The sequence below is a fragment of the Verrucomicrobiota bacterium genome (genome assembly GCA_016871495.1).
Lineage (GTDB): Bacteria > Verrucomicrobiota > Verrucomicrobiia > Limisphaerales > VHDF01 > VHDF01.
Genome location: VHDF01000002.1, coordinates 19,985 through 43,456 on the forward strand (window position 1 = coordinate 19,985; position 23,472 = coordinate 43,456).

At 59.6% G+C, this 23,472-nt stretch carries 18 protein-coding genes and 2 tRNA genes; 13 read left to right on the forward strand and 7 right to left on the reverse strand.

Annotated features, from left to right (window positions below; translation table 11 throughout):
• Nucleotides 1-8: 8 nt before the first annotated feature.
• Together FJ404_00880 and FJ404_00885 are read left to right on the forward strand one after the other, a co-directional pair.
• Nucleotides 9-1,490, forward strand: coding sequence for a twin-arginine translocation signal domain-containing protein (locus FJ404_00880; GenBank protein ID MBM3821437.1), 1,482 nt, complete (start codon nt 9-11; stop codon nt 1,488-1,490).
• 4 nt (nt 1,491-1,494) lie between these two features.
• Nucleotides 1,495-2,211, forward strand: a complete 717-nt coding sequence (locus FJ404_00885) for a hypothetical protein (GenBank protein ID MBM3821438.1) — start codon at nt 1,495-1,497, stop codon at nt 2,209-2,211.
• A 452-nt stretch (nt 2,212-2,663) separates the two neighbouring features.
• Here the strand turns inward: FJ404_00885 and FJ404_00890 are convergent, their stop codons facing one another.
• The 5 genes from FJ404_00890 to FJ404_00910 form a co-directional block, all read right to left on the reverse strand.
• Entirely contained in the window at nt 2,664-4,139 is a 1,476-nt protein-coding gene (locus tag FJ404_00890) for a sigma-54-dependent Fis family transcriptional regulator (protein MBM3821439.1), read from the reverse strand.
• Nucleotides 4,132-5,220 (reverse strand): flippase-like domain-containing protein, encoded by a 1,089-nt coding sequence (locus FJ404_00895; protein MBM3821440.1) that lies wholly within the window; start codon nt 5,218-5,220, stop codon nt 4,132-4,134. Before FJ404_00895 ends, FJ404_00890 begins: the two co-directional genes overlap by 8 nt.
• Nucleotides 5,221-5,235: 15 nt before the next feature.
• Nucleotides 5,236-6,153: a sugar phosphate isomerase/epimerase gene (locus FJ404_00900; protein ID MBM3821441.1), complete on the reverse strand. Its 918-nt coding sequence runs from the start codon at nt 6,151-6,153 to the stop codon at nt 5,236-5,238.
• 70 nt (nt 6,154-6,223) lie between these two features.
• Entirely contained in the window at nt 6,224-6,421 is a 198-nt protein-coding gene (gene rpsU, locus FJ404_00905) for a 30S ribosomal protein S21 (protein MBM3821442.1), read from the reverse strand.
• Between the two features lie 152 nt (nt 6,422-6,573).
• On the reverse strand, nt 6,574-9,048 hold the full coding sequence (locus FJ404_00910; protein MBM3821443.1) for an FAD-dependent oxidoreductase: 2,475 nt from the start codon (nt 9,046-9,048) through the stop codon (nt 6,574-6,576).
• Between the two features lie 310 nt (nt 9,049-9,358).
• On the opposite strand from FJ404_00910, the gene FJ404_00915 reads away from it, so the two are divergent.
• The 3 genes from FJ404_00915 to FJ404_00925 all read left to right on the forward strand — a co-directional run bounded on the left by FJ404_00915 (nt 9,359) and on the right by FJ404_00925 (nt 10,296).
• Nucleotides 9,359-9,434 (forward strand) — tRNA-Lys (locus tag FJ404_00915).
• A 65-nt stretch (nt 9,435-9,499) separates the two neighbouring features.
• Nucleotides 9,500-9,575 (forward strand) — tRNA-Glu (locus FJ404_00920).
• 58 nt (nt 9,576-9,633) lie between these two features.
• Nucleotides 9,634-10,296, forward strand: a complete 663-nt coding sequence (locus tag FJ404_00925; protein MBM3821444.1) for a YdcF family protein — start codon at nt 9,634-9,636, stop codon at nt 10,294-10,296.
• Nucleotides 10,297-10,335: 39 nt separating this feature from the next.
• Here FJ404_00925 and FJ404_00930 read toward each other — a convergent pair whose 3' ends face one another.
• Together FJ404_00930 and FJ404_00935 are read right to left on the reverse strand one after the other, a co-directional pair.
• Complete coding sequence (locus FJ404_00930; protein ID MBM3821445.1) at nt 10,336-11,679, reverse strand: hypothetical protein; 1,344 nt, start codon at nt 11,677-11,679, stop codon at nt 10,336-10,338.
• A gap of 60 nt (nt 11,680-11,739) precedes the next feature.
• Complete coding sequence (locus tag FJ404_00935) at nt 11,740-12,807, reverse strand: SMP-30/gluconolactonase/LRE family protein (protein MBM3821446.1); 1,068 nt, start codon at nt 12,805-12,807, stop codon at nt 11,740-11,742.
• A gap of 353 nt (nt 12,808-13,160) precedes the next feature.
• Between FJ404_00935 and FJ404_00940 the strand changes: the two genes are divergently transcribed.
• The 8 genes from FJ404_00940 to FJ404_00975 all read left to right on the forward strand — a co-directional run bounded on the left by FJ404_00940 (nt 13,161) and on the right by FJ404_00975 (nt 23,443).
• Nucleotides 13,161-13,490 carry a hypothetical protein gene (locus FJ404_00940; GenBank protein ID MBM3821447.1) on the forward strand — a complete coding sequence of 110 codons (330 nt, stop codon included), beginning with the start codon at nt 13,161-13,163 and terminating at the stop codon, nt 13,488-13,490.
• Between the two features lie 24 nt (nt 13,491-13,514).
• Nucleotides 13,515-16,241: a hypothetical protein gene (locus tag FJ404_00945; GenBank protein ID MBM3821448.1), complete on the forward strand. Its 2,727-nt coding sequence runs from the start codon at nt 13,515-13,517 to the stop codon at nt 16,239-16,241.
• Nucleotides 16,242-16,309: 68 nt separating this feature from the next.
• Nucleotides 16,310-16,858, forward strand: a complete 549-nt coding sequence (locus FJ404_00950; GenBank protein ID MBM3821449.1) for a CHRD domain-containing protein — start codon at nt 16,310-16,312, stop codon at nt 16,856-16,858.
• A gap of 368 nt (nt 16,859-17,226) precedes the next feature.
• Complete coding sequence (locus tag FJ404_00955; protein ID MBM3821450.1) at nt 17,227-18,765, forward strand: sulfatase; 1,539 nt, start codon at nt 17,227-17,229, stop codon at nt 18,763-18,765.
• Entirely contained in the window at nt 18,762-20,327 is a 1,566-nt protein-coding gene (locus tag FJ404_00960; protein ID MBM3821451.1) for a hypothetical protein, read from the forward strand. Before FJ404_00955 ends, FJ404_00960 begins: the two co-directional genes overlap by 4 nt.
• A 63-nt stretch (nt 20,328-20,390) precedes the next feature.
• Nucleotides 20,391-20,675: an exodeoxyribonuclease VII small subunit gene (gene xseB, locus FJ404_00965; GenBank protein ID MBM3821452.1), complete on the forward strand. Its 285-nt coding sequence runs from the start codon at nt 20,391-20,393 to the stop codon at nt 20,673-20,675.
• A 189-nt stretch (nt 20,676-20,864) separates the two neighbouring features.
• Nucleotides 20,865-21,851, forward strand: coding sequence for a substrate-binding domain-containing protein (locus FJ404_00970; GenBank protein MBM3821453.1), 987 nt, complete (start codon nt 20,865-20,867; stop codon nt 21,849-21,851).
• Nucleotides 21,852-21,880: 29 nt separating this feature from the next.
• A complete protein-coding gene (locus FJ404_00975) occupies nt 21,881-23,443 on the forward strand; it encodes a sugar ABC transporter ATP-binding protein (GenBank protein ID MBM3821454.1) in 1,563 nt (520 codons plus the stop codon).
• Nucleotides 23,444-23,472 lie beyond the last annotated feature (29 nt).

A 23,472-nucleotide genomic window follows, 5' to 3' on the forward strand; every position in this document is an offset into this window, starting at 1 on the left:
CTTTCATTATGAACGCCACGAAATCAGATTCACCCTTGGTCTCGAACCCAACCACTCGCCGGAGCTTTCTCAAAGCGTCCCTGGCCGCCGGAGCTGCCGTGAGCTTCTCGGCCCAATCGTGGGCGCAAGTTGCCGGGGCCAACGAACGAATTCGAGCCGGTGTGATCGGTTTCAAAGGAAGGGGCGGCGATCACATTTCAGGGCTGCGCGGACTGACCGGGTCCGGTGTCCAGATCGCGGCGCTGTGCGACGTGGACAAGGATGTGCTGGCCGGAGGAGTCGAGACCTTCAGCAAGCGCGGAGAAGCTGTCAAAGGTTACGCGGACCTTCGGCGCATGCTCGATGATCGCGATATCGATGTCGTGACGATTGCGACGCCGAATCACTGGCATTCCTTGGCAGCCATCTGGGCCGTCCAGGCTGGCAAAGACGTCTATGTCGAAAAACCTGTCTCCCACAACGTTTGGGAAGGGCGCAAGCTGGTCGAAGCCGCGCGAAAGTACCGGCGCATCGTGCAGACCGGTACTCAGAGCCGCTCCAGCCAGGCGATCAAAGAGGCCGTGGAATGGGTCAGAAGCCGCAAATTGGGCAAGATCGTGATTGCCCGCGGCTTGTGCTACAAGCCCCGGGGGTCGATCGGAAAGGTGCCTGGTTTTCAGACTGTTCCCGACCACATCGACTACCACCTCTGGTGCGGTCCCGCCCCGATGGATCCTGTCCGCCGCGCCAAACTGCACTACGACTGGCATTGGATCTGGAACTACGGCAACGGCGACCTCGGGAATCAAGGGATTCATCAAATGGATATTGCCCGCTGGTTCCTGGGCGAGCAGCAGCTTTCCTCCAAGGTTTTCAGCATTGGCGCCCGGCTTGGCTACGATGACGATGGAGAAACCGCCAATACCCAGTTGGTCTGGCATCACTATCCTTCCGCCCCTTTGATCTTCGAAGTCCGGGGCCTTCCCGCCAAAACAGGCGCCAAGGAAATGGACAAGTACAAGGGCGGCAGCGTGGCGGTGATTATTGAATGCGAACGCGGCTATGTGCTGATTCCGAATTATTCCAGCGCGACCGCCTACACGCACGATGGGATGGAGATCAAGAAGTGGTCGGGCAGCACGAACCACTACGAGAATTTCATCAACGCCGTGCGCAGCCGGAAGACGTCCGATCTGACTGCCGATATTTTGGAAGGGCATCTTTCCAGCGCCTTGTGCCACACCGGCAACATTTCCTATCGCTTGGGCCGGAAGTCTTCCGTGAACGAGATGCGCGAACGCATTCAAGGCTTGCGTGGCGCTGAGGAAACCCTGGGACGCATGGTCGAACATTTACAAGCCAACGGGGTATCGCTGACGGAGCACCAGCTTGTGCTGGGCGATTACCTGGAGATGAATCCGAAGACCGAACGGTTCCTCAATCATCGCGAGGCCGATGCTTTACTCACCCGCCATTACCGCCGGCCGTTCGTCGTGCCTGAACGCGTTTGATCTTATGCTGCGGCCATCGCTCCGCCGCCCGGCCGTGCTGGGAATTCTATGCTCGCTGGTCCTGGGAATGGCGGGCGCACCCGCGCCGGAATGGAAGCGGGTGGTGTACGAGCAGGATTTTTCACGGCCCGAATCCCTCAAGGAACTCCGAGTGACGGATCCCCGCGCTTGGAGGTGGTCGGAGACCGGTGGGGGCGCGCTCGAGCTTTTCCAGCAGAGCAAGTATCAGGCTCCGGTCCGGTCCCCCTTCAACCTCGCCTTGTTGAGCAAGCACCGGTTCCGGGATTTCGTCTTGGAACTGGAGTGCCAGCAAACGAGCCAGGAATACGGACACAGGGACTTGTGTTTTTTCTTCGGGCTGCAGTCGCCCACGCGATTCTATTACGCTCATCTGGCGACGTCGGCCGACAACCACGCCCACAATATTTTTCGAGTCAACGAAACGCCGCGGGTGAAGGTCGGGACCGAGACCACTCGGGGTGTCGCCTGGGGAGCCACGAATCAATGGCACAAGATTCGCATCGAGCGAAACGCGGACGATGGAACGATCCGGGTATTTTTCAACGACATGACTCGCCCCGTCATGGCGGCTCAGGACAAGACTTTCCTGGAAGGTTATGTGGGTTTGGGATCGTTTGACGACGTGGGGCGTTTTCGAAGGCTTCGTCTCGAAGGGACGGCGGTGGATGGGGCCGGGGGCGCATTTTACACCGCCTTTTGAGGGAGCGCCTTCCTGGCCTCCTGGCTCCATCTCCTTCTTCGCTGTTTCCCTGAACTTCTGTGCGTCCGCTCATGGCTTGAACCCGGCGTGAAGCCGTGACCTTCGGCGCACGCCGTTGACGGCGCCTCATTATGGACAGCGCGACGACGTGGTTTGGACCACGGAGACTGGAGCAGGGGGGGGCGCTTGGGAGGGACAGAGATCTCGGGTTCTTGCTCTAGGGTCTTAGAAGTCTGAAGAACCGGTGGCGGCCCCCAGTGGTGGTGGTGACCCGAAGTGTGCTGTTGCCCAGGCTCTCGACCGGTTCGCACCCGTATGGGATCCATGAATCAGGGTTCTCCGGTGTTTCGGTGGTTTGCAACATCCATCCGTATTGTCCAAAATCGCCACGACCTATGATATATCCGGGCTAAGGTTTCCCATCCCGGGGCTTGGCGAGGGTGGGTTGGGTTCTAGCTGGAAGCCGAGTGATCCGAAGGGGTGGGGTCCTCGAGATGGAATTTAGCGACGCGTTTGCGAAGCGTGGCCCGGGTGATGCCTAGAATTTTCGCCGCTTGAACTTGGTTCCCGCGAGTTTCTTTGAGCGCGTGGCGGACGAGTTCTTTTTCCACCGCCGGCAATACCTTCAGTGTCGGGTGTTTACGAGCCCATCGGAAGAGCGACCTGGCAATTCCCTCCATTTCCGCCATGTTGTCCGGAACCGCCGGTGAGGACGTTGGCGAGGGCGCAGGGGACGAGGGTTGAGCGGTCGCGGGGAGGGCAGGAAGAGGGCCCGTGAAGAGATCTCTGGCGAGGATAACTTCCCCGGTGGCAATGACCAAGGCCCTTTGGATGGCGTTTTCCAGCTCTCTGACATTGCCCGGCCAGGCATGCTCGGTCATGGCCTGGAGAGCTTCGGCTGAAAGCGATTTGCGGGCGGAGGTTTTCGATTTCTGGAGTTTGCGTAAAAAGTATTGCGCCAGCATGGGGATGTCTTCAGGCCGCTCGCGCAGGGGCGGCATGCGGAAGCGCACCACGTTCAATCGGTAGTAGAGATCCTCGCGAAAGGAACGAGCAGCGACCGTTTCTTCGAGCTGGCGGTTCGTGGCGGCGATCATTCGGACGTCCGCCTGAAACGTCTGATTTCCACCGACGCGCTCAAAGGCGCCGCTTTGGAGAACGCGGAGGATTTTGGCTTGAGTGGCTGGCGGCATGTCGCCGATTTCGTCGAGGAAAAGCGTGCCCCGGTGGCATTGTTCAAATTTTCCGACACGGAGTTGGGTTGCGCCGGTGAAGGCGCCTTTCTCGTGGCCGAAGAGTTCGGATTCCAGCAGATTCTCGGGGATGGCGGCGCAATTGATCGCGAGAAAGGGTTGCTGGTTGCGCTGGCTGTGATGATAGATCGCTCGAGCCACGAGTTCCTTGCCTGTTCCGCTTTCCCCGGTGATGAGAACCGTTGCATCCGAAGACGCCAACTGTCCAATCAGCTTGAAGACCGCCTGCATCGGCTCGCTTTGTCCGACGATGCCGAGTTCGGAGTCCCCGGTGTCCGGAGTGGAGGCGAAGTTCACGACCTCCTTCATGTCGCGGGAGGCTTTGAGGGCGTTCTCGACCACTTGCTTGAGCTTCGGGATATCGAAGGGTTTGAGAAGGTAATCGAAGGCTCCGAGCTTCATGGCTTCGATGGCCGTGTGCGTGGTGCCGTAGGCGGTCATCATAATGATGGGAATCTTGGCGTCGGATTCCCGAATTCTTCGGAGTGCTTCCAGTCCCGACATTCCGGCCATGCGAACGTCCATAATGACGAGGTCGGGATTGAATTTGGGCAGGAGCCGGAGACCTTCATCGCCGCCCGGGGCGGTGGCGATGGTCAAATCCGGCTGATTGAAGATCCGCCGAAAGGAATACTGCACATCGGCTTCGTCGTCGATGAGGAGGATTTTATTCATGGCCGGGTGTGGAGGAGGGTGACGCAAGGGAACGGCGGTCACGGGAGCACAGATACACGAGTCCGCCGATCATACTCCAGAACAGACTTCCGGCGTAGGCCAGCAGCGCGAGGGAAAGGGCGGCGGTGGCGGAAACGCCCCATGCGGGAGAGGCCAAGGTGGCGACGTAGAGATTCTCCCGCACTCCCAGGCCGCTCGGAGTGATGGGAAGCGCGGAAACGCAAATGATGGAGGGCACGATGAGGAGCAGGAAGGAAACGGGGATGTGGAGTTGAAGCCCTTTGGCCAGGGCGGCGACTTGAAGCACGCAGCAGGCATTGAGCAGCGCGGAGAGCAGCAGTGAACGAATCAAGTAGCTGGGGTTGCGACCGAAGGGGCGGCAGGCTTCGACGCTTTTCTCGAGCGTTTCACCTTGAGGCAGCCGGCGCAGCCAGGGTCGGACCTGGGGGAAACGTTTGGAGAGTCCGCTCCAGAGCAGGGCGCCGCCGAGCAGGGTGAGAGTGGCGAACATGGCGAACACGAAGTAGGAAAGGGATTGGACCGGGGCCGACGCGTGGATCCGCGGCCAATTGAAGGGGATCATGGCCACGGCGAAGGCGAGCATGGAAAAGAGCCCGAAAATCCGGTCCACGACGACGGTGACCACGGCTTCGGTTTTGAGGTGTTGCGTTTCGCCAGCCGCGTAGTACGCCTTCATCAAGTCACCGCCGGTGGAACCGAGGAGGAATGAGTTGAAGAAGTGGGCGATGAGACTGAAGGTGGTGGCCCGTTTCGAGTCGAGGGGAATCTTTTGAAGTTCGAGGGCCATTTTCCATCGCGCGACGCCGAGGGCGAGAGTGGCGCCCATAAACACGAGGGAAACAGCCAGCCAAGCCGGGGGCATGGAGGCGAGGGTTTTGCCAAGGCTGCGCGGCCCAAGGGTCCAGGCGCGTTTCCATTGTTCGGGAAGCGGCAGTTGGTCCCAGGCCGACGCCGGCTCGGAAGGGGGGGCGAGGTGCCTGGCTTCGTTGACGAAAATGGAATGGAAAATCCAAAGCATCAGGACGAAGCAGATCGCGGGGCGCGCGGCGGACTTCAACATGAAGGAAAGTCCTGCTTAGTCCTCGCCCCAGAGCGATTTGAGGTGGGCCACGCCTTCTCGCAGAGCTTCCGGAGGAACACCGGGATTGAGTTCAAAAACCTTGATGTGGTCGGGGCGGACGTGGGGTTTGAGAGCGGCGAAATCGATCATGCCTGTGCCGGGCGGGCAGTGGTCGCGTCCCGGGAATTGAACATCGTGGATGTGGAAACCCGCGAGGTAGTCCGACATGGATTCGAGGTGGAAAGTGTGCTGGATGAAGCCGAGGTTTTCCTTGATCTGGGCGTGGCCGGTATCGTGCCAATACCGGATGTTGGGCCTGGCGGTCCATTCGCGGAAGAACATGAGGGAATCGTTTTCGAGAGGAATTTCCTCGAGCGCTTCGCGATTCTCGATGCCCAGGAGGAGGCCCCGGGCGGCGGCTTGTTCGGCGAGGCGTCCGAGCATCTGGTTCGCGAGTTGGACCGGTTTTTCCTTCTTCTCCTCTCGTTTACGTTCGGCCTCCTCGCAGAGTTTGGCGAACTTGGGAGAGTCTTTGCCCCCTTCGCCCAGCATATCGATGAGGCGGTCGGTGTAGTCCTTCATATCGATGCAGCCCATATGAAGAACGACCAGTTTGGCTTTGACGCGTTCGGCGGTTTCGAGCGTCTTGAGTGAATGACGGTAGGCATTTTCGCGCTCCCGCTCGTCGGAGGAGGTGAATTTGAACAGGTTGGGCGCGGCATGGTTGACCCCGATGGGGAGGGGACAGAAATTATGGAGGGTCGAGATCTTGATCTCGCCTGCGTCCACGGCGGCGAGGACCCCGGGGAGGAGGCTGATGCGGATTCCGTGACTGAGTTCCGCGTATTCGAAGCCGAGGTCGCGAATTTCGCGAAGCATGGCTCGGCCGTCGGTATGGCGGCTCGAGTTCCAGCAGGTGGAGAGGGAGTACATGCGTTGATGGTTGGAAACAAAAAACCGGGTCCGAAGAGCATTCGGAACCCGGCCATGAAATCGATGGGGATCAGGCGTCGGCGTAGCGAGCGCTGAGCATGGCGGAGAACCGCGCCATCTTCATCTTGCGGCGCCGGCGTTCGCTGGGTTTTTCGAAATGCCGATGATTGCGCACTTCTTTGAGTGTGCCTTCCCGGTCCACTTTCTTCTTCAACCGGCGAAGCGCTTTTTCAACGGATTCGCCCTTCCTGAGCTTGGTTTCGGTCAACTTAGTTTCACTTCCTCTCTGGATGTCGCTGGAGATCGAGGTGGTTGCCACGACCCAGACAGTTCGTCGAGTTAGGGGGGTGAAGCTATCGAGGCAAAGCGGGTGTGTCAATCTTCCCGGTCAACAAATTAAGCCTGAGGTCAGCCCGTGGACTATTGCGCTGTAACTCTTTCCCGCTTAGGATCGTAGAGGGGTTTGAGATGGGCTTCGGCCTCTTTCATCTCGCCGTTGAGGTTGATGGCATAGGGGCCGGGCAGCGGATCCTGGGGGTGGGCGGAAGGATGAAGGGGGACGTAGGCGGTGGCAACGGATCGTCCCACCGTATGTCCATAAGCTCCGGAGAGCGTATATCCGACGGGTTTGCCTTGGCAAAGCACCGGCTCGGAACCCCAAAGCATCGCTTCCGGATCTTTGAGGGTGAGCAAGACCAAAGCTTTAGTTCTTGGGAGAGATCGTTTTTGGAGCAAAGCGACGCGTCCCAGGAATGGTTTGTTCCAATCGATGGCGAATTGGAGTCCCGCCTCGATCGGGGTATCCCAAGGGGATAATTCGGCGCCCCAGGCTCGAAAGCCCTTTTCCAATCGGAGCGAATTGATGGCATAGTGGCCGGCGTTTCGCAGGCCCCAGGGAGCGCCTGCCACCATGAGAGCCTCGTACGCGGACGCCATTTGCTCCACAGGAACATGAAGTTCCCAGCCGAGTTCTCCGACGTAAGTGATGCGCAGTGCGAGCGCAGAGACGTGTCCAAGGTCGATGAGTTTGCCTGTTCCGAAGGGGAAAGACTCATGATCCAGTTCGGCGTTGGTCACGGCACTGAGGATTTTCCGGGAATGGGGCCCCATCAGGCCCAGAACTCCGAAGGCGTTGGTGACATTCGAAAGCTTGAAGTTGGGGTAGGCCAGTGCGTTTTTTCGGATCCAATGGGCATCCCGCACGGCTTGGGAGGTGCCGGAGATGAGATAGAAGGAGGACTCGCTTTCGCGGAAGAGAGTCAGGTCGCTTTCGAATCCCCCGTGCTGGTTGAACATGCCCGTGTAAACAATTCGACCAGGTGGAACGTCGATCTTATTGCCGCAGAGATGCTCCAGCAGCGGCAAGGCGTCCTGGCCCGAGCAATGGAATTTGCTAAATCCGGACTGGTCGAAAAGGGCTGCCGATTGGCGGGCGGCGAGGTGCTCGGCGGCGTGCCAAGGGAACCAGTGAGGGCGGCCAAACGTGTAATCAAGCTCCGCCTTTTCTCCTGGCGGAGCGAAGACATTCGGACGTTCCCAGCCTGCTTTGACTCCGAAAACGGCCCCTTGGCCGGCCAGGATGGAATGCAAGGCACTGCGGCGAACGCCTCGACCGGTTTCGAACTCCCGATTGGGCCATGCCATCTGGTAATGCAGCCCGAGGGTTTCGGTGACACGGGTGCGAAGGAAGCTCCGGTTATTTGCCCAGGGGCCGAAACGGCGGATGTCCACGGACCAAAGATCGATGGAGGGTTCCCCGTCCAGGATCCACTCCGCGAGGTAATTGCCCGCGCCTCCCGCGGTGGCAATGCCCGCGGAGTTGAATCCGGCGCAGACGAAAAGGTTCTTCAGTTCCGGGGTTTCGCCGATGAGGAACTGATTGTCCGGGGTGAAGCTTTCGGGTCCATTGACGAATCGCGCGTAGCGGGACTTTTCCAGGGCGGGGATGCGCCAGGCGCCGTGCTTGAGCGGCTCGTCGAATTTTTCCCAGTCGGGTTCGAGCAGTTTGAAGGAAAAGTCGTCGGGAATGCGGTCCACCATCCAAGGTTTCGTGAACTTCTGAAACGCGCCGAGCATCACGGATTGGCCTTCGCCTCGAAAGTAGATGCACAGGTCTGGATCGCGTCCGAGCGGGAGTTCATCGAAGGCCCCTTCGATCGGTTCGGAGACAACGTAGTGATGTTCGACGGGATAGAGGGGGAGATTGACCCCGGAGCGAAGGGCCAGATCGCGGGACCACATGCCGCCCGCGATGACGACGCGTTCGGCATGGATCAGGCCTTGATTTGTTTCCACGCCGATGACGGTGTCTTTTCGGGTGACGAGGGCGATGGCGCGCGCTCCTTCGATGATTTTGGCTCCCATCCGGGCGGCGGCTTTCGCGAGGGCGACAGGGACTTCTTTGGGTATGACTTTGCCATCGTGCGGGAGCCAGGCTGCGCCGAGAAGGTCGTCGATGCGGATCAAAGGCCAGCGTTCCCGCGCTTCCTGTGCGGAAATCATGGTGGCTTCGACCCCCATTAATTCGGCCATGGCGCAGGTGCGCTGGAGTTGGATCATGCGGTCCTTGGATTTGGCGACAATGACGCTCCCGACTTGTTTCCAGCCCACGTCATGACCGCTTTCCCGATGGATGCGGGCGTAGAGATCCGCGCTGGCTTGATTGATGCGCGTCATGCTGGTGGTCGTTCGGAGTCTTCCGACCATGCCGGCGGCGTGCCACGAGGTTCCGCCTCCGACGCGGGATTGCTCGAGGAGGACGACGTCGGTGCATCCTCGCAGGGCGAGGTGGTAAGCGGCGCTGGCTCCGGCGACGCCGCCACCGAGGATGACGATCTTGGCTGCGGGCGGGAGTGGAGTTTTGGGGAATGGGGATGGATCGACTGGGGCGTTCATGAATGAAGCGGGAGAAAGCTAGCGAATTCGAGGGGTGGGAACAATGTCCTTTCCTGTGTATCCCGATGTTGTTGGTAGGGCGGGCCTGTCCCAGCCCGCCGCCCACGGGATGCAAAACATCATGCTCCGGCGGCGCGCCGGGACGGACGCGCCCTACCTGCATCACCGGCAACATCGGGATGCACCGTGTCCTTTCGAGGGGGTGAAAAGGAGCTTGCGGGCTGGAGGGCTGTTGAATAGGGTTCGCGCCGCTTTTGGGTTGGAATGGCGTGTCTGCTTGTGGCGCGCTCACGGATTCAGGAGCGGAAGAGGGTTGGTAGCTCAGTTGGTAGAGCAGTGCCCTTTTAAGGCATTGGTCCGGGGTTCGAGTCCCCGCCAACCCACCATTTTTCATATGCTTTGGACGTGACAGGGTGAAGCGGATGTCCATAGCATTCCGAGCTTTGGTCGTGACCCTATCGTCCAGTGGCCTAGGACACCGCCCTTTCACGGCGGTAACACGGGTTCGAATCCCGTTAGGGTCGCCAACTTTTCCTGGCGATTTCGCCGAATCTCCGATCCCGGCTTAAAGCCTTTCCCCCGTCCATGGAGATGAAGTGTTTCGGACTGATGGCCCGCAGGACGCTATGGTGGCCCACAGCGCGAGGTTGGTTGGCGATGGGGTTGGCGCTGGCCGTAACGGGTTCGGCCGTGTTCTTCCGATGGCTCCCCTTTCTCGCCGTGCATCGTCCGATTGCGGCGAGTGTGTTGGTCATCGAAGGGTGGGTGGCGGATCATGCAATGCGGGAAGGGGTGAGGGAGTTCAGGAGGGGGCGGTATGAACGGGTTTATGTGACGGGGGGACCCTTGGACGCGGGGGCTCCACTGAGCGAGCATAAGACCTACGCCGAGCTGGGAAGGAAGGTTTTACTCGAGCTGGGGGTGGACGCGAGCGCGGTGGTTTCGGTGCCGGCGCCGTGGGTGAAGGCTGATCGAACCTACGCTTCGGCGGTGGCGTTGCGAGATTGGTTTCGGAAGAGCGGCAACGTGCCGGAAACGATGAATCTGTTAAGCGTCGGCCCCCATGCGAGGCGTTCGGGATTCTTGTTCGAGGCGGCGTTTGGGGACGCGACGCGAGTGGGGGTCTTCAAGGTCGCGGAGGTCGATTATGACGAGTCTCGATGGTGGACCACGAGTGCCGGGGTTCGGTCGGTGCTCGACGAGACGATCGCTTATTGGTACGCGCGATTGTTCTTTCGTCCGGACTGAATCGTGCTCGGCAGAAACCGTGGTGGGGTGGAGCAGGGGCTACGGTTTGCTCGACCAGTCGAGGCAATAGAGGCGGTCCTCGCTTCTCAAGTAGAGTTTTTTGCGCGACAACACGGGCGCAACCCAGCAGGGGTAATGCAGTTCCGGGACTTGCCAGCGGCTGATTTCATGGGGGGCTTCCGGTGTGGGAGCGAAGATTCCAAGCAATCCGCCTTCTCCAAGGACGATGAGTTTTTTCTCGGCGAGGATGGCGGCGGCGCGTCCGAACACAGGAGGTGTGGGGCTGCTGCGAGGGACCCAGCTTTCCTCGCGATCCCAGAGAGTCTTTCCCGTTTTGAATTCGATGCAGCGGAAGGAAGCATCCGGTTCGTTGCGTCCGGTGAACCCGTAGAGGTGTCCCTCGACGAGGAAAGGCTGGCTCCAGTGGAGTTCCATGCCGAGCCCGGCCCAAACCTGGTCGAAATCTTTGAGGGAGGGTTTGACTTGGAGGAGGAATGAACCGACTCGGTAGTAGGTGGCGGAGACGAAAATCTGATCCCCTGTGATGAGAGGGGTGGTGGCGTTGACCGAATCATTCAGACGCGAGCGGAACCACCGGCTGAACCACACCTCACCGTTCTCCGGGTTGAGGGCGACGAGGCCTTGGCGCATCAAGCAAAAAGCAACGCGCCGTCCATGGATGGTGGCCACGATGGGAGAGGCGTAACTGGCTTGTTTTTCGCTCGGATTCCAGACGACGGTCCGGTCGCCGGGCCAGCCGATCATGGGTTGTCCTTCCCAGTTCTTGCGGCCGACTGATTCCCAGAGGGTTTTTCCGGTGTTCGCGTCGAAGGCGACCATGCCGGATTGAGGCTGGCCACCGACCATGACAAGGAGTTTATCTCCTTCGAGCCATGGGGTGGAGCCGACGCCGAAGAAGGCCGAGGGGATGCTCCAGTCGGCAGTGGTGTCGCGAGTCCAGACAGGTTTTCCCGTTTGGAGGTCGAGGCAGAGGAGTTTTCCTTCGGCTCCGAAGGTATAGCAGCGGTTGGAAGTAAGGAGCGGAGTGCAACGGGGCCCGTTATTGTATCCGTATGGATCCTCGTACGTGGTGGCGTAAGAATGCTTCCAAAGTGTGGATCCCGTGCTGGACTGCATGCACTCCACGACTTCCTCGTTCTTGAGACGGTGGAAGAGGACGAGTTTCTGGTCCAAGACCGAAGGCGCGGAGTAGCCAGTCCCCACCGTTCGTTTCCAGTGGACTGCGGGGCCTGCGGGAGGAATTTTGGAGAGGAGCCCTGTTTCGGCGGAGGTTCCGTCCGCATTTGGGCCCAGGAATTTGGGCCAATCACCGATGGAGTTGGCCTGCGCGGAGAGGAAGATTGCGAACAGCCCAAAGCCGATAGATTTCCAGACCCGCCCCCATGCGGGTGAACGGCTTAGATCGTGTTTCCCCGTCACGGGTCAGCGGGATGAGAAGCCTTTGCCCTTGGTTAAGGTTTTGATGCGGCAAAGCGTGTGATTCGCGGTGATGTAGAGGGTCGAGCCGTCGTCACCCCAGCCGCAATTCGCGGTGGGTTCACCGGTGTCGATGGTGCCGAGGTGCTTTCCCTGGGCATTCAGCACCAGGACTCCGCCCGGGCCGGTGGCGAAGAGAAATCCTTTGCGGTCGACTTTGAGGCCATCGGGAAGTCCCTTTTTGCTTGCGACCATCGGAGTGGCGTCGAAGAGAATTCGTCCGTTGGCGATGGTGCCATCCTCCTGGACATCGTAGGCCCAGTAATGGGCTTTGGCGGGGTCGGAGACGGCGACGTAGAGTGTTTTCTCGTCCGGGGAGAGTGCGATCCCGTTCGGGAAGGTCAATTTGTCGGTCAGCAAAACGACGGTTCCGTCGAGGCGCCTCAGATAGACGCCGTTGAACATGAGTTCTTTCCTGGGGTCGTTGTTGTTGCCTTCAAGACCGTAGGGAGGGTCGGTGAAATACAATTCGCCTTTCCGGTTGAAGACGAGATCGTTGGGGCTGTTGAAACGGCGAAACTTGTGATACTCCGCGAGGGTGGTGAAAGATCCGTTGGGTTCGAGCCGGGCGACGCGGCGGTCCCCATGCTGGCAGAGGACGATGTTCCCTTTGGAATCGACCGTGAGGCCATTGGATCCGGGTTCTCCGCCGCGGGTGACGGATCCCGTGTAGCCGCTGGGGAACAGAAACTCGCGAGTGCCGACGCCTTCCTTCCATTTGAAAACCACATTGCGAGGCACATCGGAGAACACGAGGTATTCCCCGTTTTTGATCCAAACGGGCCCTTCGGACCACACAAAGCCGTCGGCGAGTTTTTCGAGTTTTGCGTCCTGGGCGAGGAGCATGTCGAGCGCGGGATCGAGTCTTTCGATGGAGCCGAAGGTTGGATAAACCTTCTTGACGGGTTTGGAGCTCTTTTTCTTGGGTGCAGCGAGTGTGTTTTCAGCGACAAGGGCACTGAGGCAGGCGCACAACGCGGTCAAAACGAGGGGTCTGAGAATTCGAGAAGTCATACTCCGGATCGGTGGCTTTCGGTGTCTTGGAGAATCGGAGGATTCATCGAGGAGGGTCAAGGGCAAAACAGTTGTTCTCACTTTGCCCCGGAGCGCGGCGGTGTCGTCCTTCGACCCGTCGCAGCATGATCAACAATCTGGCGTCTTCCGACCTGCCCGCGCGCCGTGGCTGGTTTCCACCGCAGCCGCGCTTCCCAAAATGAGAATGGCTGAGGGCAAAAGGTTGGGATTGTGGTTTACCGGTGTTTCTGCTTACGGTGATCGGTCCTCCGAAAAATTGCACGAACGACTCAAGGCCGGCCAGTTTCCGACTTGCATCTTTTCAGGAGGAAAATCGCAGTAACGAGATGCTTATGAAAACTTCGACCCTAATACTCTCCTCGGCGGCGGCGGCCATCCTTTCCGTCCTGCCCGTTCAAGCCATTGTCATTGGAGGTGGCGTGACCTCGGGGACCGGGATCTTCAAGAAGCTGACGGTTCCATTCACCGAATCCGATCCCGACAACACGGTCGGAGACGACACCTTTCAGGATCCCAATCTTTATGCGTTTGACGAGGATCAGAACGTGGCCGTGGGGCCCGGGGCGTTGTCGGCCGATCTCGTTCCTGGAGGCGGGCACCGGTTCGATCGACGCATAAACGATTTTCCTTCACTCCGGAACTCTCTTGAGTTACTGCACTAATGTTCCAAGTAACCCTAAAGAGCTATGCATTCATTTCATCACAATCGAGGGAGGCTTATGGCCTGTCGAAACGAGCTCAACCCGAAGCCTGTGGGCTTGATCATGGCGGGTCTATTGGCCGCCAGTACGGTGGCGATCTGGGCGGGGCCCAAAGGGGAAATCACGGTGCGTCATCGGGGAGAGGCGAGGATTACCATCGATGGCGATCTGAGTGATTGGCCGCTGGACAAGTTCAAAGCGCCGTCTCAGCAGCCTGTTTTTCCGGAAGGTCAGAATGCGGAAATGACCTCCGCCAAAGGGGATCATTTGATCTTCGACAAGCGCCGGGTGGGCCTCTTCAATGGGACTGAGGCCAGCGCGTTTGGCCCGGGTGATTCGGACTTTGGCGCCGCGACTTATTTCACTTACGACGCGAAGTATCTCTACATTTTGTCCGTTCACATTGACGACTTCGTGCGCGACGATCGGGATACCACTGAATTCGGAACCAGTGGATTTTTGAATGACGGATTCGAATTCTTTCTCGATACCAAAGGTGACAGCACCGACTGCATTTCGGACGACGGATTTCCGAACGTGGATCAGGGCGAGCCCAACGCGGACGATTTTCAAGTCACCGTGGGTGTGAACAGCACGTTCAAACCGGCAGGGTCCGGTCCCAATGTCCTGGGGGCGAGGCAAACGATCGAACGCGGTGGCAATCCCGCTTTGATCGGCGACACCAAGGGGGGGCCGGGCGGTCTCTATCGCGATCAACTCGATGCGATTGGCGGCCCGGATATCCGGGCGCGGAAGTATGACGATCTGCGCGCGGCGGGCGCCAGGAATCCTGAAATCGCGGCCAAGCCTGGAGTGAAGTTTTCGGGTTATGCGATCGAAATGCGCATTCCGCTGCGCGGGCGGATTCCGAACATGACGACCGATCATGCCATGGGTTTCGAATTATTTTGGCGCGACGTGGACAAGATCGCCAGCGATCCCGAAGGCAAAGATCCAGGCGCGGGCGGCGGCGATATCAGTTGGGCGTCTTGGGGGCAGAGCACCGATGTCCCGTGCACGGATCCGAAAAAGAGCCTTTTCACGGCATCCAACTGGGGGCGGCTGGTTTTCGACAAGGCCGATCCTCTGGTGCCGATTCCGGCTGGAAAGCCCAGTGTTCTGTTTGTGACCTCGAACGCCGACAACATGGCCAATGCGGACGCCGACCTGGTGGAACTGCTGGAGAACCATGGATTGGGCGTGGTGGCTTTTACCGCGGGAGGCAGCACGCCGGAAGGGCTGCAGCAAGCGGCCCGAGGGAAGAGCGTCGTCTACATTTCAGAAACCATTGGATCGACCTCGGTGGTGGATCCGCCGGGCACGCCCACCGGCATCTTCAGTTTGAAAGACACGGATGTGCCTGTCGTTTCGGCGGAGGCTTACATGTATGACAACGCCGACTGGGTGACGCGTGATCCCAATGGGTCGAATGATTTCACGCAGTGGGGCAATTCCAGCCGGTCTGAGCTGGTGGACACGCCCATTGCCGACGGACGCGACTCGTTGTTCATACGCAAGGCCGACCATCCCATTGCCAAGGGATTCAGTGCCAAGGTGAAGGTGCATCATGACCTTTACAGTTTGAATTACGGACTGCCTTCGCCCGACGCGGATGTCGTGGCTTCGATCCAGCAGGACGGCACTTATCCGACGATTTTCGTTTACGAGAAGGGCGACAAGCTTCAGGACGGCAGTGTGGCGCCTAACAAGCGCATTGGCGTGTTTCTCGGGCAAAACGCGGCGCCGGACTTCAACACCGCGTTGTCCTTCACCAATATCACCGCGGACGGTCGGGCCTTGCTTGTCAATACCATTGCCTACGCGGCGGGAGTGACCTCGAGCGATGGATTGATCAAGTCGGTGACCGCGACCGGAGGTGACTTGGCGCCTGACGTGGTCGTCTCAGGGCAAACTTACACGGATCCGGCGGGTGCGACGGTGGTGGTTCCTCATTTTGGTGAAGACGCGTTCGGCTTCATTGATCGCACTCATCAATGGAATGGTGCGGCCACGAATCTGTCTTTGCCGGCGTACTTGCAAGGTCGTCCCTACGTCATGACTCGCAACAACAATCGGGACAACGCCGATTTGAAGATCAAGATTGAGCTCTCCGGTCCAGGGACCGTGTATTTGCTGGTGGACAACCGCGTTGGTGATCCGGAGGGCGGTGATAGTTCCAATCCTCCCAACATTGGTCCTGGCGCGCCGAACATGACCTGGGTCTCGGCTGAGAATGGCTGGTTCCCGGTGCGCACCGGACACAATCGGACGGGTGACACGACTCGTCCGGATGAAGTTGGATACGACGAGGGTGCCACGCCGGCGGATGTCGGACCTGGTGTGAGCCTCAATCAGTGGGGCTCCGTGTATGCCAAGCGATTGGGGGCGGCGGGCACGGTGGAGCTCGCGGCCCAGTTGCAGGGCCGGAACATGTATGGCGCGGTCGTGTCGAAGGATCTGCCGCCGGGCGGTGTGCCGGTGGCCCCACCGCCTCCCGCGGAGAAGATCAATATCACCACGATTAAGGCTGAAGGCGCCGCGCTCTCGATCACCTGGACAGGTGGGGCGGGTCCCTTCCTGGTGCAAAAGAAGGCGAGTTTGTCGGATGCTGCCTGGATGAATGTGAAGACCACGGCCGATCGCACGACACTCGTGGTGAACGATGGTGCGTCGGGCTTTTATCGCATTCAGGACGGAGCCCAGGGTTATTGACAGTGCTCTTGAGCGGCGGAGCGGAGAAGCCAAACGCCGTGGAGACACCATGATCCGGGGCTGGCACGTTGAGCCTGTCCGGCAACACCTTGACCTACTCGATCAGTTATCGAGGTCTGAAGGCGGGCGCAACGGCGGCGCACATCCATGGGCCAGGGACGACGGATCAGGCGGTAGGTGTGCTGGTCGCATTGACCGGTGCGGCCGGAACCGAAGGGGTGTTATCCGGCACCTTGAACCTGACCGACGAACAGAAGGGCCATATTCTGGCTGGACGGACCTATGTGAACCTTTATACGAGCGCGCACCCGGGGGGCGAAATTCGCGGGCAGATCGCGCCGGCGGAATTGAAGGTGACCTTGAGCGGTGCGGCGGAACGTCCGAATCCTGTGACCACCGCGGCGACGGCGGCTCACATTCACGGCCCGGCCACGACCGAGCAGGCAGCGGGTGTTTTGAAAGGGCTCGCCACCCCGAGCGGAACTTCGGGAAGACTCACCGGATCGATCACACTGGACTTGGCGCAATTGAGCGCGTTGTTGGATGGCAAGACCTACGTGAACATCCACACGACGGGCCAGGGCGGCGGTGAACTGCGTGGGCAGATTTTGCCCTGACCGTTGTAGGTTTATGACAAGCCCGGCGCGAAAGCGCCGGGCTTTTTTTTGATTCAGGGGACATCGAAGCCCTCGCGCCGGCTTGTCACGGTGCATCAGAGGTTGTCGGTGACCGGGTTGTCGTGGTCACGAAGACAGCCCTGTCTGCTGTGGCGCAGGCTGCCCAGCCTGCGGGGCGACGAAGGGAACCCGGCTCGTGGAGAGCATGGAAGGGCCTCGTTCTTAACCCGTCGGGCCGAAGGGCCGTCGGCGAGACGGCAGGCTGGGCAACCTGCGCCAGACTCCACACCACGTCGGGATGCACGGGGCTTGTCCTATTCATTAAAATGGCGCTTTTCACACTGCTGGACCGGGCCTATTTTGAGTGCATGCTCTTTCCCCGCAGGTTGGCATTGGGTTTGGCCGTTCTTGCTCTCGTGGCGAGTTCATGCTCCCAGGGATTCGCTCAGGATGTGGTTCGGCCGCGGCTTCCGAACGGCAAGCGGCCTAACATCGTTTGGATTACGGTGGATGACATGTCGCCGCATTTTTCCTGTTATGGCGAGACGACGATTCGCACTCCTCATGTGGACGCGCTGGCGGCCCGAGGGACCTTGTTTCGCCGGGCGTTTGTGACGGCGCCGATCTGTTCGATCAGCCGCTCGGCATTGATCACCGGCTGCTATCAGACGACCCTGGGATGCCAGAATCATCGCAGTGGATCCGTGCGTTTTCCGATTCGGCTGCCGGAGGGGATGAAGACCGTCCCCGAGCTTTTGCGAAGCGCGGGCTATCACACGAGCAATGTGTCGAGGGATGATTTCCAGGGGGGCAAGGAAAAGGTGGCGATTGCCAAGACGGACTACAACTTCGTTTGGGATCGAGGAGCGTTCTATGACGAATCGTCCTGGACGGAGCGCAAGGAGGGTGCGCCCTTCTTCGTTCAGATTCAACTGCATGGGGGGAAGCATCGAGGCCAGGCGCCGGGCACGAATTGGCCGGCTCGAGTTCGCGCGACGCTCGGGAGGGAGACCCCTCCGTCCACCGTGACGCTGCCTCCGATGTTGCCGGATGACCCTGTGATTCGCGCGGACTGGGCACAGTATTTGGACACCGTTCGCTACACGGACTGGGAGGTGGGGCGGATCGTGGAGAAGTTGCGGGAACGGGGTGAACTCGACAACACCGTCATTTTTTTCTGGACCGATCACGGCATCAGCCATGTGAGGCACAAGCAATTCCTCTACGAGGGTGGAATCCATGTGCCGCTGGTGGTCGCGGGACCGGGGGTGCCCCGCGGCGAGACCCGGTCGGATTTGGTTGAACATATTGATATCGCGGCGGCCACGCTGGGGCTAGCAGGGGTGGAACGTCCTGAACGTATGCAGGGGCGGAATTTTTTCGCCAGCGATTGGAGACCCAAGGCGTTTGTGTTTGCCGCCAGAGATCGGGCGGATGAGACCGTGGACCGCATCCGGTCGGCGAGGAGCGAGCGCTGGAAATACATTCGCAACTCTTTTACCAACCGCCCTTATCTCCAGCCGAATCGTTACAAAGACGACAAGGCGATTGTGCAGGTCATGCGACGGTTGCATGCGGGGGGCAAACTGAATGAAGCGCAACGACTGGTCATGGCGGAGAGTCGTCCGGCGGAGGAGTTATATGATTTGGAGGTGGATCCGCATGAATTGACGAATCTGGCATCCGAGCCATCCCGGAAGGCGACCTTGGAAACGATGAGGAAGGTCCTTGATGATTGGGAGGAACGGACGGGAGACCGGGGCCGGGACTTGGAACCCGAGGAAGTGTATTTGAACTATGTGAAGGATGAGCGTCCCGAGGGCGGGCGAGGGAATCGGAACCCTATTTTTGACGCGAATGTGGAATTGATGCGGCGCTGGGCGAAGGAAAGACCCATGATGCGATGATCGGTAAAATCGCTATCTGGTTATGGTTCGCAGGGGTGATGGTCACCGCCGCACAAGCCACGAGAGGAGAGGACGTTTCAGAATCCGAGTTCAGGGGAGAGCGCCGTCCGAACATCTTGTTCATTCTGACGGACGATCAGGGGCCTTGGGCCTTTGGAGCCTCGGGGAATCCCGACGCGCGGACGCCTCATTTGGATCAGTTGGCGCTGCAGGGAGGCCGCTTCGTCAACGCGTTTTGCCCGACCCCGGTGTGCAGTCCGGCGAGGGCGAGCCTGCTTTCGGGGCGATATGGAAGTGAGTTGGGCATTCTGGATTGGATCCATCCCCAGAAGGATCCGGAGTTGGGATTGAATCCGGCCTTGGAGGTGTGGCCGCGTCTTTTGCAGTCGCGGGGATACGCCACCGCGTTGTTTGGGAAGTGGCATCTTGGAAATCTGGACCGCCATCATCCCAGCCGATTTGGGTACGACACCTTTTTTGGGTTTCGTGGCGGTGGCGTGGATCCTCGAGACGCGGTGTTGGAAAAGGAGGGGAAGACGGGGAGGCGGGAAGGATTCGTGGTCGAGCTTTTGACGGAGGAGGCGATCCAATGGATTCGGTCGCGAGACCGTTCGCGTCTGTTCCTGGCCAGTGTGCATTTTCGCGAACCGCATGCAGCGTATTTGCCGGTGCCGGAAGAGGACTGGCGGCGGGTGAAGGATCTCGAGCCGGGTCTGCCATTTCCCCGTGTGGCTGGATTGGATGAGGCGAGGGCGCGTCGAAGTTTGCGCGAGTATTATGCCTCGGTGGCGGCTCTCGATCGCAACGTGGGGAGGTTATTGGCGGTGCTGGATGCAGAGGGCTTGGCGGATTCGACGTTGGTGGTGTTTACTTCCGATCACGGTTACAACCTTGGCCATCATGGTTTGATCTTCAAAGGTAATGCGCAATGGATGCTGGAGGCGGGGAAGATTCCGCCGGGCACGGCGCGCGTCCCTTCCGGGCAGCGTCCCAATCTGTTCGATACCTCGATCAAGGTGCCATTATTGGTTCGGTGGCCGGGCGTGATTCCGCCGGGATCCATTTACTACGAGATGGTTTCGCACCTGGATTGGCTGGCGACGATGGCCGAGGTGGCAGGACCGGGCTCGGGCCGGGAAGTGAAACACCTCGGTCATGGCCGAAGCATGGTTGGGCTTTGGCGAGGCGAAGGTTTCCCGGACCGGGGTTTCAGTCGAAATGAGGGGGCGGGATTTTTTCCAGAATGCGGCGGTGTCCGATCTGGAGAGCGGAAGGCCGGAAGGAGCGATCAGGCGTGGCGGCGGGAGTTGTTTGCCGAATACTCCATGAGGCATGGTGCCACCCTGGATCTCCGCATGGTAAGGACGGAAAAGTGGAAACTTGTGCGGGCCTTGGGCGCGCCCGAGCGGGACGAACTTTACCATCTTGAAGAGGACCCCATGGAGGAGCGGAACTTGATCGCGTCCATCGATGCCAAGACCCGAGTGATTTTGAAGCAATTGGATCGCAAGCTGCGAGGGCATTGGGCCGGATTACGGAAGGGGGCATCGCACCAGGAATGAGCTTCCGGCTGGAGCGAGTTTGCCGGGCTGGACGCGTGAGAAGAGGGAGGTTAGTTTCGGGTCATGTCGAAATCAGCCCGAGGTGCGTCGAACAGTGCCGAATCCGAATCGGCCGAGCTTCCGTTTGAAGATGCCTTGAAGCGTTTGGAGGAGGTTGTGGAGTCGATGGAGACGGGAGATTTGCCTTTGGACAAGCTCATGAAACAGTACGAGGAGGGAAGCCGTCTGGTGGCGTTGTGTCAGAAGCGGCTTGCCGAGGCCGAGCAGAAAATGGCGCAGATCGAGCGCAAGGCCGATGGGGAAATTGTGGTGAAGCCGTTGCGGTTGGAAGAAGGCTCCTCGTCGTAAGAGCGTCGCCACTCGTCCTTGGCATGGATCAGCGGGAGAGAGCTGGTTTGGTGCGGCTTTGCCTTCGAGGGCGTCTGAGTCCCATGCAAGAGCATCTCCTTCCACCATCGGTCACACGCGTCCTTCGTCCGTAAGTCTCAAGATGGTCCGGGGTTGAAATGTCTTTGGGGCTTCCCTAGGCTTTGGGTCATGAAATCACCCCTCTCCTGGTGTTGGGCACTCTTGACTTCTTTGGTGATGACGGGTTTTGCGGCGGACAAGCCGCTGACGGTGGCTGTGATCCCGAAAGGCACGACGCACGAGTTTTGGAAGTCCATCAACGCGGGCGCTTTCAAAGCCAGGGACGAGCTTCGTGCGCAGGGGGTCAAGATCGAAGTCGTCTGGAAGGGTCCCCTGAAAGAGGATGACCGCGATCAGCAGATTTCGCTGGTCGAAAATTTTACGACCCGCCGCGTGGATGGAATTGTGCTGGCGCCGCTGGATTCGCAGGCGATGGTGCGTCCGGTGGAGACGGCGATGCGGGCGAAGGTGCCGGTGGTGGTCATCGATTCGGGATTGAAGACCGACAAACACGTCAGTTTTATTGCGACTGACAACTACAAGGGCGGCGTGCTGGCTGCGCAGCACATGGGGAAGGTCTTGGGTGGGAAGGGCAATGTGATCCTGCTCCGTTACCAGGTGGGCTCGGCCAGCACGGAGGAGCGGGAAGCCGGGTTCCTCGACACGCTGAAGAAGGATTTCCCGGGAATCAAAATCATCTCCTCGGATCAGTACGCGGGGCCCACGCGCGAGACGGGCTACCAGGCTTCGCAGAATTTGCTCAATCGATTTGGCAGGGACGTGAACGGGATCTTTTGTCCTTGCGAGCCGCCCACGGTGGCGATGGCGAAGGCGTTGCGGGACGCGGGCCGAGCGGGAGGCAAAGTGAAGATGATCGGGTTCGATTCCGGGAGCCAGTCGGTCGCCGATCTCAAGCGTGGAGACGTCCAGGGTTTGGTGGTGCAGAATCCGGTCTACATGGGGTACGAGGGAGTCATGACGATGGTAAGACATCTTCGCGGCAAGGCGGTGGAGAGGCGGATTGACACGGGAGTCGTGCTCGCGACGACGGAGAACATGGAGCAGTCGGAAATCAAGGAGCTGCTTTATCCGCCGATCGACAAGTATTTGAAGTAGTTCGACGGCCCACCTTTTTTCTCGCACGGATGGATCCGTCGTCGCATGAGGTGAATTCCGTGTCGGTTCCCGCGGGTGGGGTTCTCAGACTGAGGATGGCGGGGGTGCACAAGAGTTTCGGCGCGACGCGGGCGTTGCGCGGGGTTCATTTGGAAGTGGGGACGGGAGAGATCCACGCTTTGATTGGGGAAAACGGGGCGGGGAAGAGCACGTTGATGAAGATCCTCAGCGGCGCCTGTTTGGCAGACGAGGGGATTGTGGAGTTGGATGGGAAACCGTTTGTGCCTTCGTCCCCTTTGCACGCGCGGGCCGAAGGCATCGCGATGATTTACCAGGAGTTGACGCTGGCGCCGCATCTCAGTGTCGAGGAGAACATCCTGTTGGGGGCCGAGCCCTCGCGCTGGGGATGGTTGAGGCAGGGACGGCGGCGAGAGATGGCGCACGCAGCGCTCCAGGAACTTCACCACGAAAACATTTCCTGCGAAGCGCTGGCGGGTGAATTGACGATTGCCGAGCAGCAGGTGGTGGAAATCGCGCGGGCGTTGATCGGATCACCGCGCGTGCTGATCATGGATGAGCCCACCAGCAGTCTGACCCAAGTGGACACGGAGAATCTCTTCCGTGTGATCCGCAAGTTGAAGCAGCGCAGGGTGAGCGTCGTCTACATCAGTCATTTCCTGGAGGAATGCCTGGCCTTGTGCGATCGCTTCTCCGTCTTGAGGGATGGAGAAAGTATTTCCTCGGGTGCCATGGGTGAAACCGACTTGAGCCGGATCATCCGCGACATGGCGGGAAGGGAAATCTCGGAAATTTATCCGCGCACGCCTCGAACGGCGGGCGACGTGGTTTATGAGTGGCGGGGTTTGGCGGGAGTCCGCAAGCCAAGCGGGGTGGATTTGAGTTTGAGGGCGGGCGAGGTCCTGGGCGTGGCGGGATTGGTTGGGGCGGGCCGGACCGAGTCGTTGCGCGCGGCGTTTGGTCTGGACCGGGCCAGAGCCGGCGAGATCCGAGTGTTTGGGACCCGGGTTGAGTCCCCCACGCCGAAGCGGAATCTGGATGCGGGCGTCGGCTTGGTCAGCGAGAATCGCAAGGAGGAGGGTTTGATGCTGGCACGGGATTTGGCGGACAATCTGGCCATGACGCGATTTGGTCCGTTTTCGAAGTGGGGGTTTATATCACGCCGGCGGCAAAGGGAGTGTGCGTGGAGTTGGATGGAGAAGCTCTCGGTGAAAGCGGCGGGTCCGGATCAGACCATCGGGGAGTTATCGGGGGGCAATCAGCAGAAAGTCGCGTTGGCCCGCTTGTTGCATCATGAAGCGAGGGTTTTGCTTTTGGACGAGCCGACCCGTGGCATTGATGTGGGAAGCAAAGCGCAGATTTACAGTGTGATCTCGGAATTGGCGGCCGCGGGCAAGGCGGTGATTGTGGTCAGCTCTTATCTGCCGGAGTTGCTGGGGGTCTGCGACCGGGTGGCGGTGATGTGCCGGGGCGCGTTGAAGGAAATTCGCCCGGTCGAGGAATGGGACGAACATTCGATTATGACGGCGATGGTGGGGGCGGAAGGGGTGGCGGGAGAGGGGGGGCGCGTGTGAACACGGGGCAAGCTCGGTCATCATGGATT

Coding starts and splice junctions, on each gene's coding strand:
- FJ404_00880 (MBM3821437.1), top strand. CDS start 9: ATGAACGCCACGAAATCAGATTCACCCTTGGTCTCGAACCCAACCACT.
- FJ404_00885 (MBM3821438.1), top strand. CDS start 1,495: ATGCTGCGGCCATCGCTCCGCCGCCCGGCCGTGCTGGGAATTCTATGC.
- FJ404_00890 (MBM3821439.1), bottom strand. CDS start 4,139: ATGAATAAAATCCTCCTCATCGACGACGAAGCCGATGTGCAGTATTCC.
- FJ404_00895 (MBM3821440.1), bottom strand. CDS start 5,220: ATGTTGAAGTCCGCCGCGCGCCCCGCGATCTGCTTCGTCCTGATGCTT.
- FJ404_00900 (MBM3821441.1), bottom strand. CDS start 6,153: ATGTACTCCCTCTCCACCTGCTGGAACTCGAGCCGCCATACCGACGGC.
- FJ404_00910 (MBM3821443.1), bottom strand. CDS start 9,048: ATGAACGCCCCAGTCGATCCATCCCCATTCCCCAAAACTCCACTCCCG.
- FJ404_00925 (MBM3821444.1), top strand. CDS start 9,634: ATGGAGATGAAGTGTTTCGGACTGATGGCCCGCAGGACGCTATGGTGG.
- FJ404_00935 (MBM3821446.1), bottom strand. CDS start 12,807: ATGACTTCTCGAATTCTCAGACCCCTCGTTTTGACCGCGTTGTGCGCC.
- FJ404_00940 (MBM3821447.1), top strand. CDS start 13,161: ATGAAAACTTCGACCCTAATACTCTCCTCGGCGGCGGCGGCCATCCTT.
- FJ404_00945 (MBM3821448.1), top strand. CDS start 13,515: ATGCATTCATTTCATCACAATCGAGGGAGGCTTATGGCCTGTCGAAAC.
- FJ404_00955 (MBM3821450.1), top strand. CDS start 17,227: ATGCTCTTTCCCCGCAGGTTGGCATTGGGTTTGGCCGTTCTTGCTCTC.
- FJ404_00960 (MBM3821451.1), top strand. CDS start 18,762: ATGATCGGTAAAATCGCTATCTGGTTATGGTTCGCAGGGGTGATGGTC.
- xseB (MBM3821452.1), top strand. CDS start 20,391: ATGTCGAAATCAGCCCGAGGTGCGTCGAACAGTGCCGAATCCGAATCG.
- FJ404_00970 (MBM3821453.1), top strand. CDS start 20,865: ATGAAATCACCCCTCTCCTGGTGTTGGGCACTCTTGACTTCTTTGGTG.
- FJ404_00975 (MBM3821454.1), top strand. CDS start 21,881: ATGGATCCGTCGTCGCATGAGGTGAATTCCGTGTCGGTTCCCGCGGGT.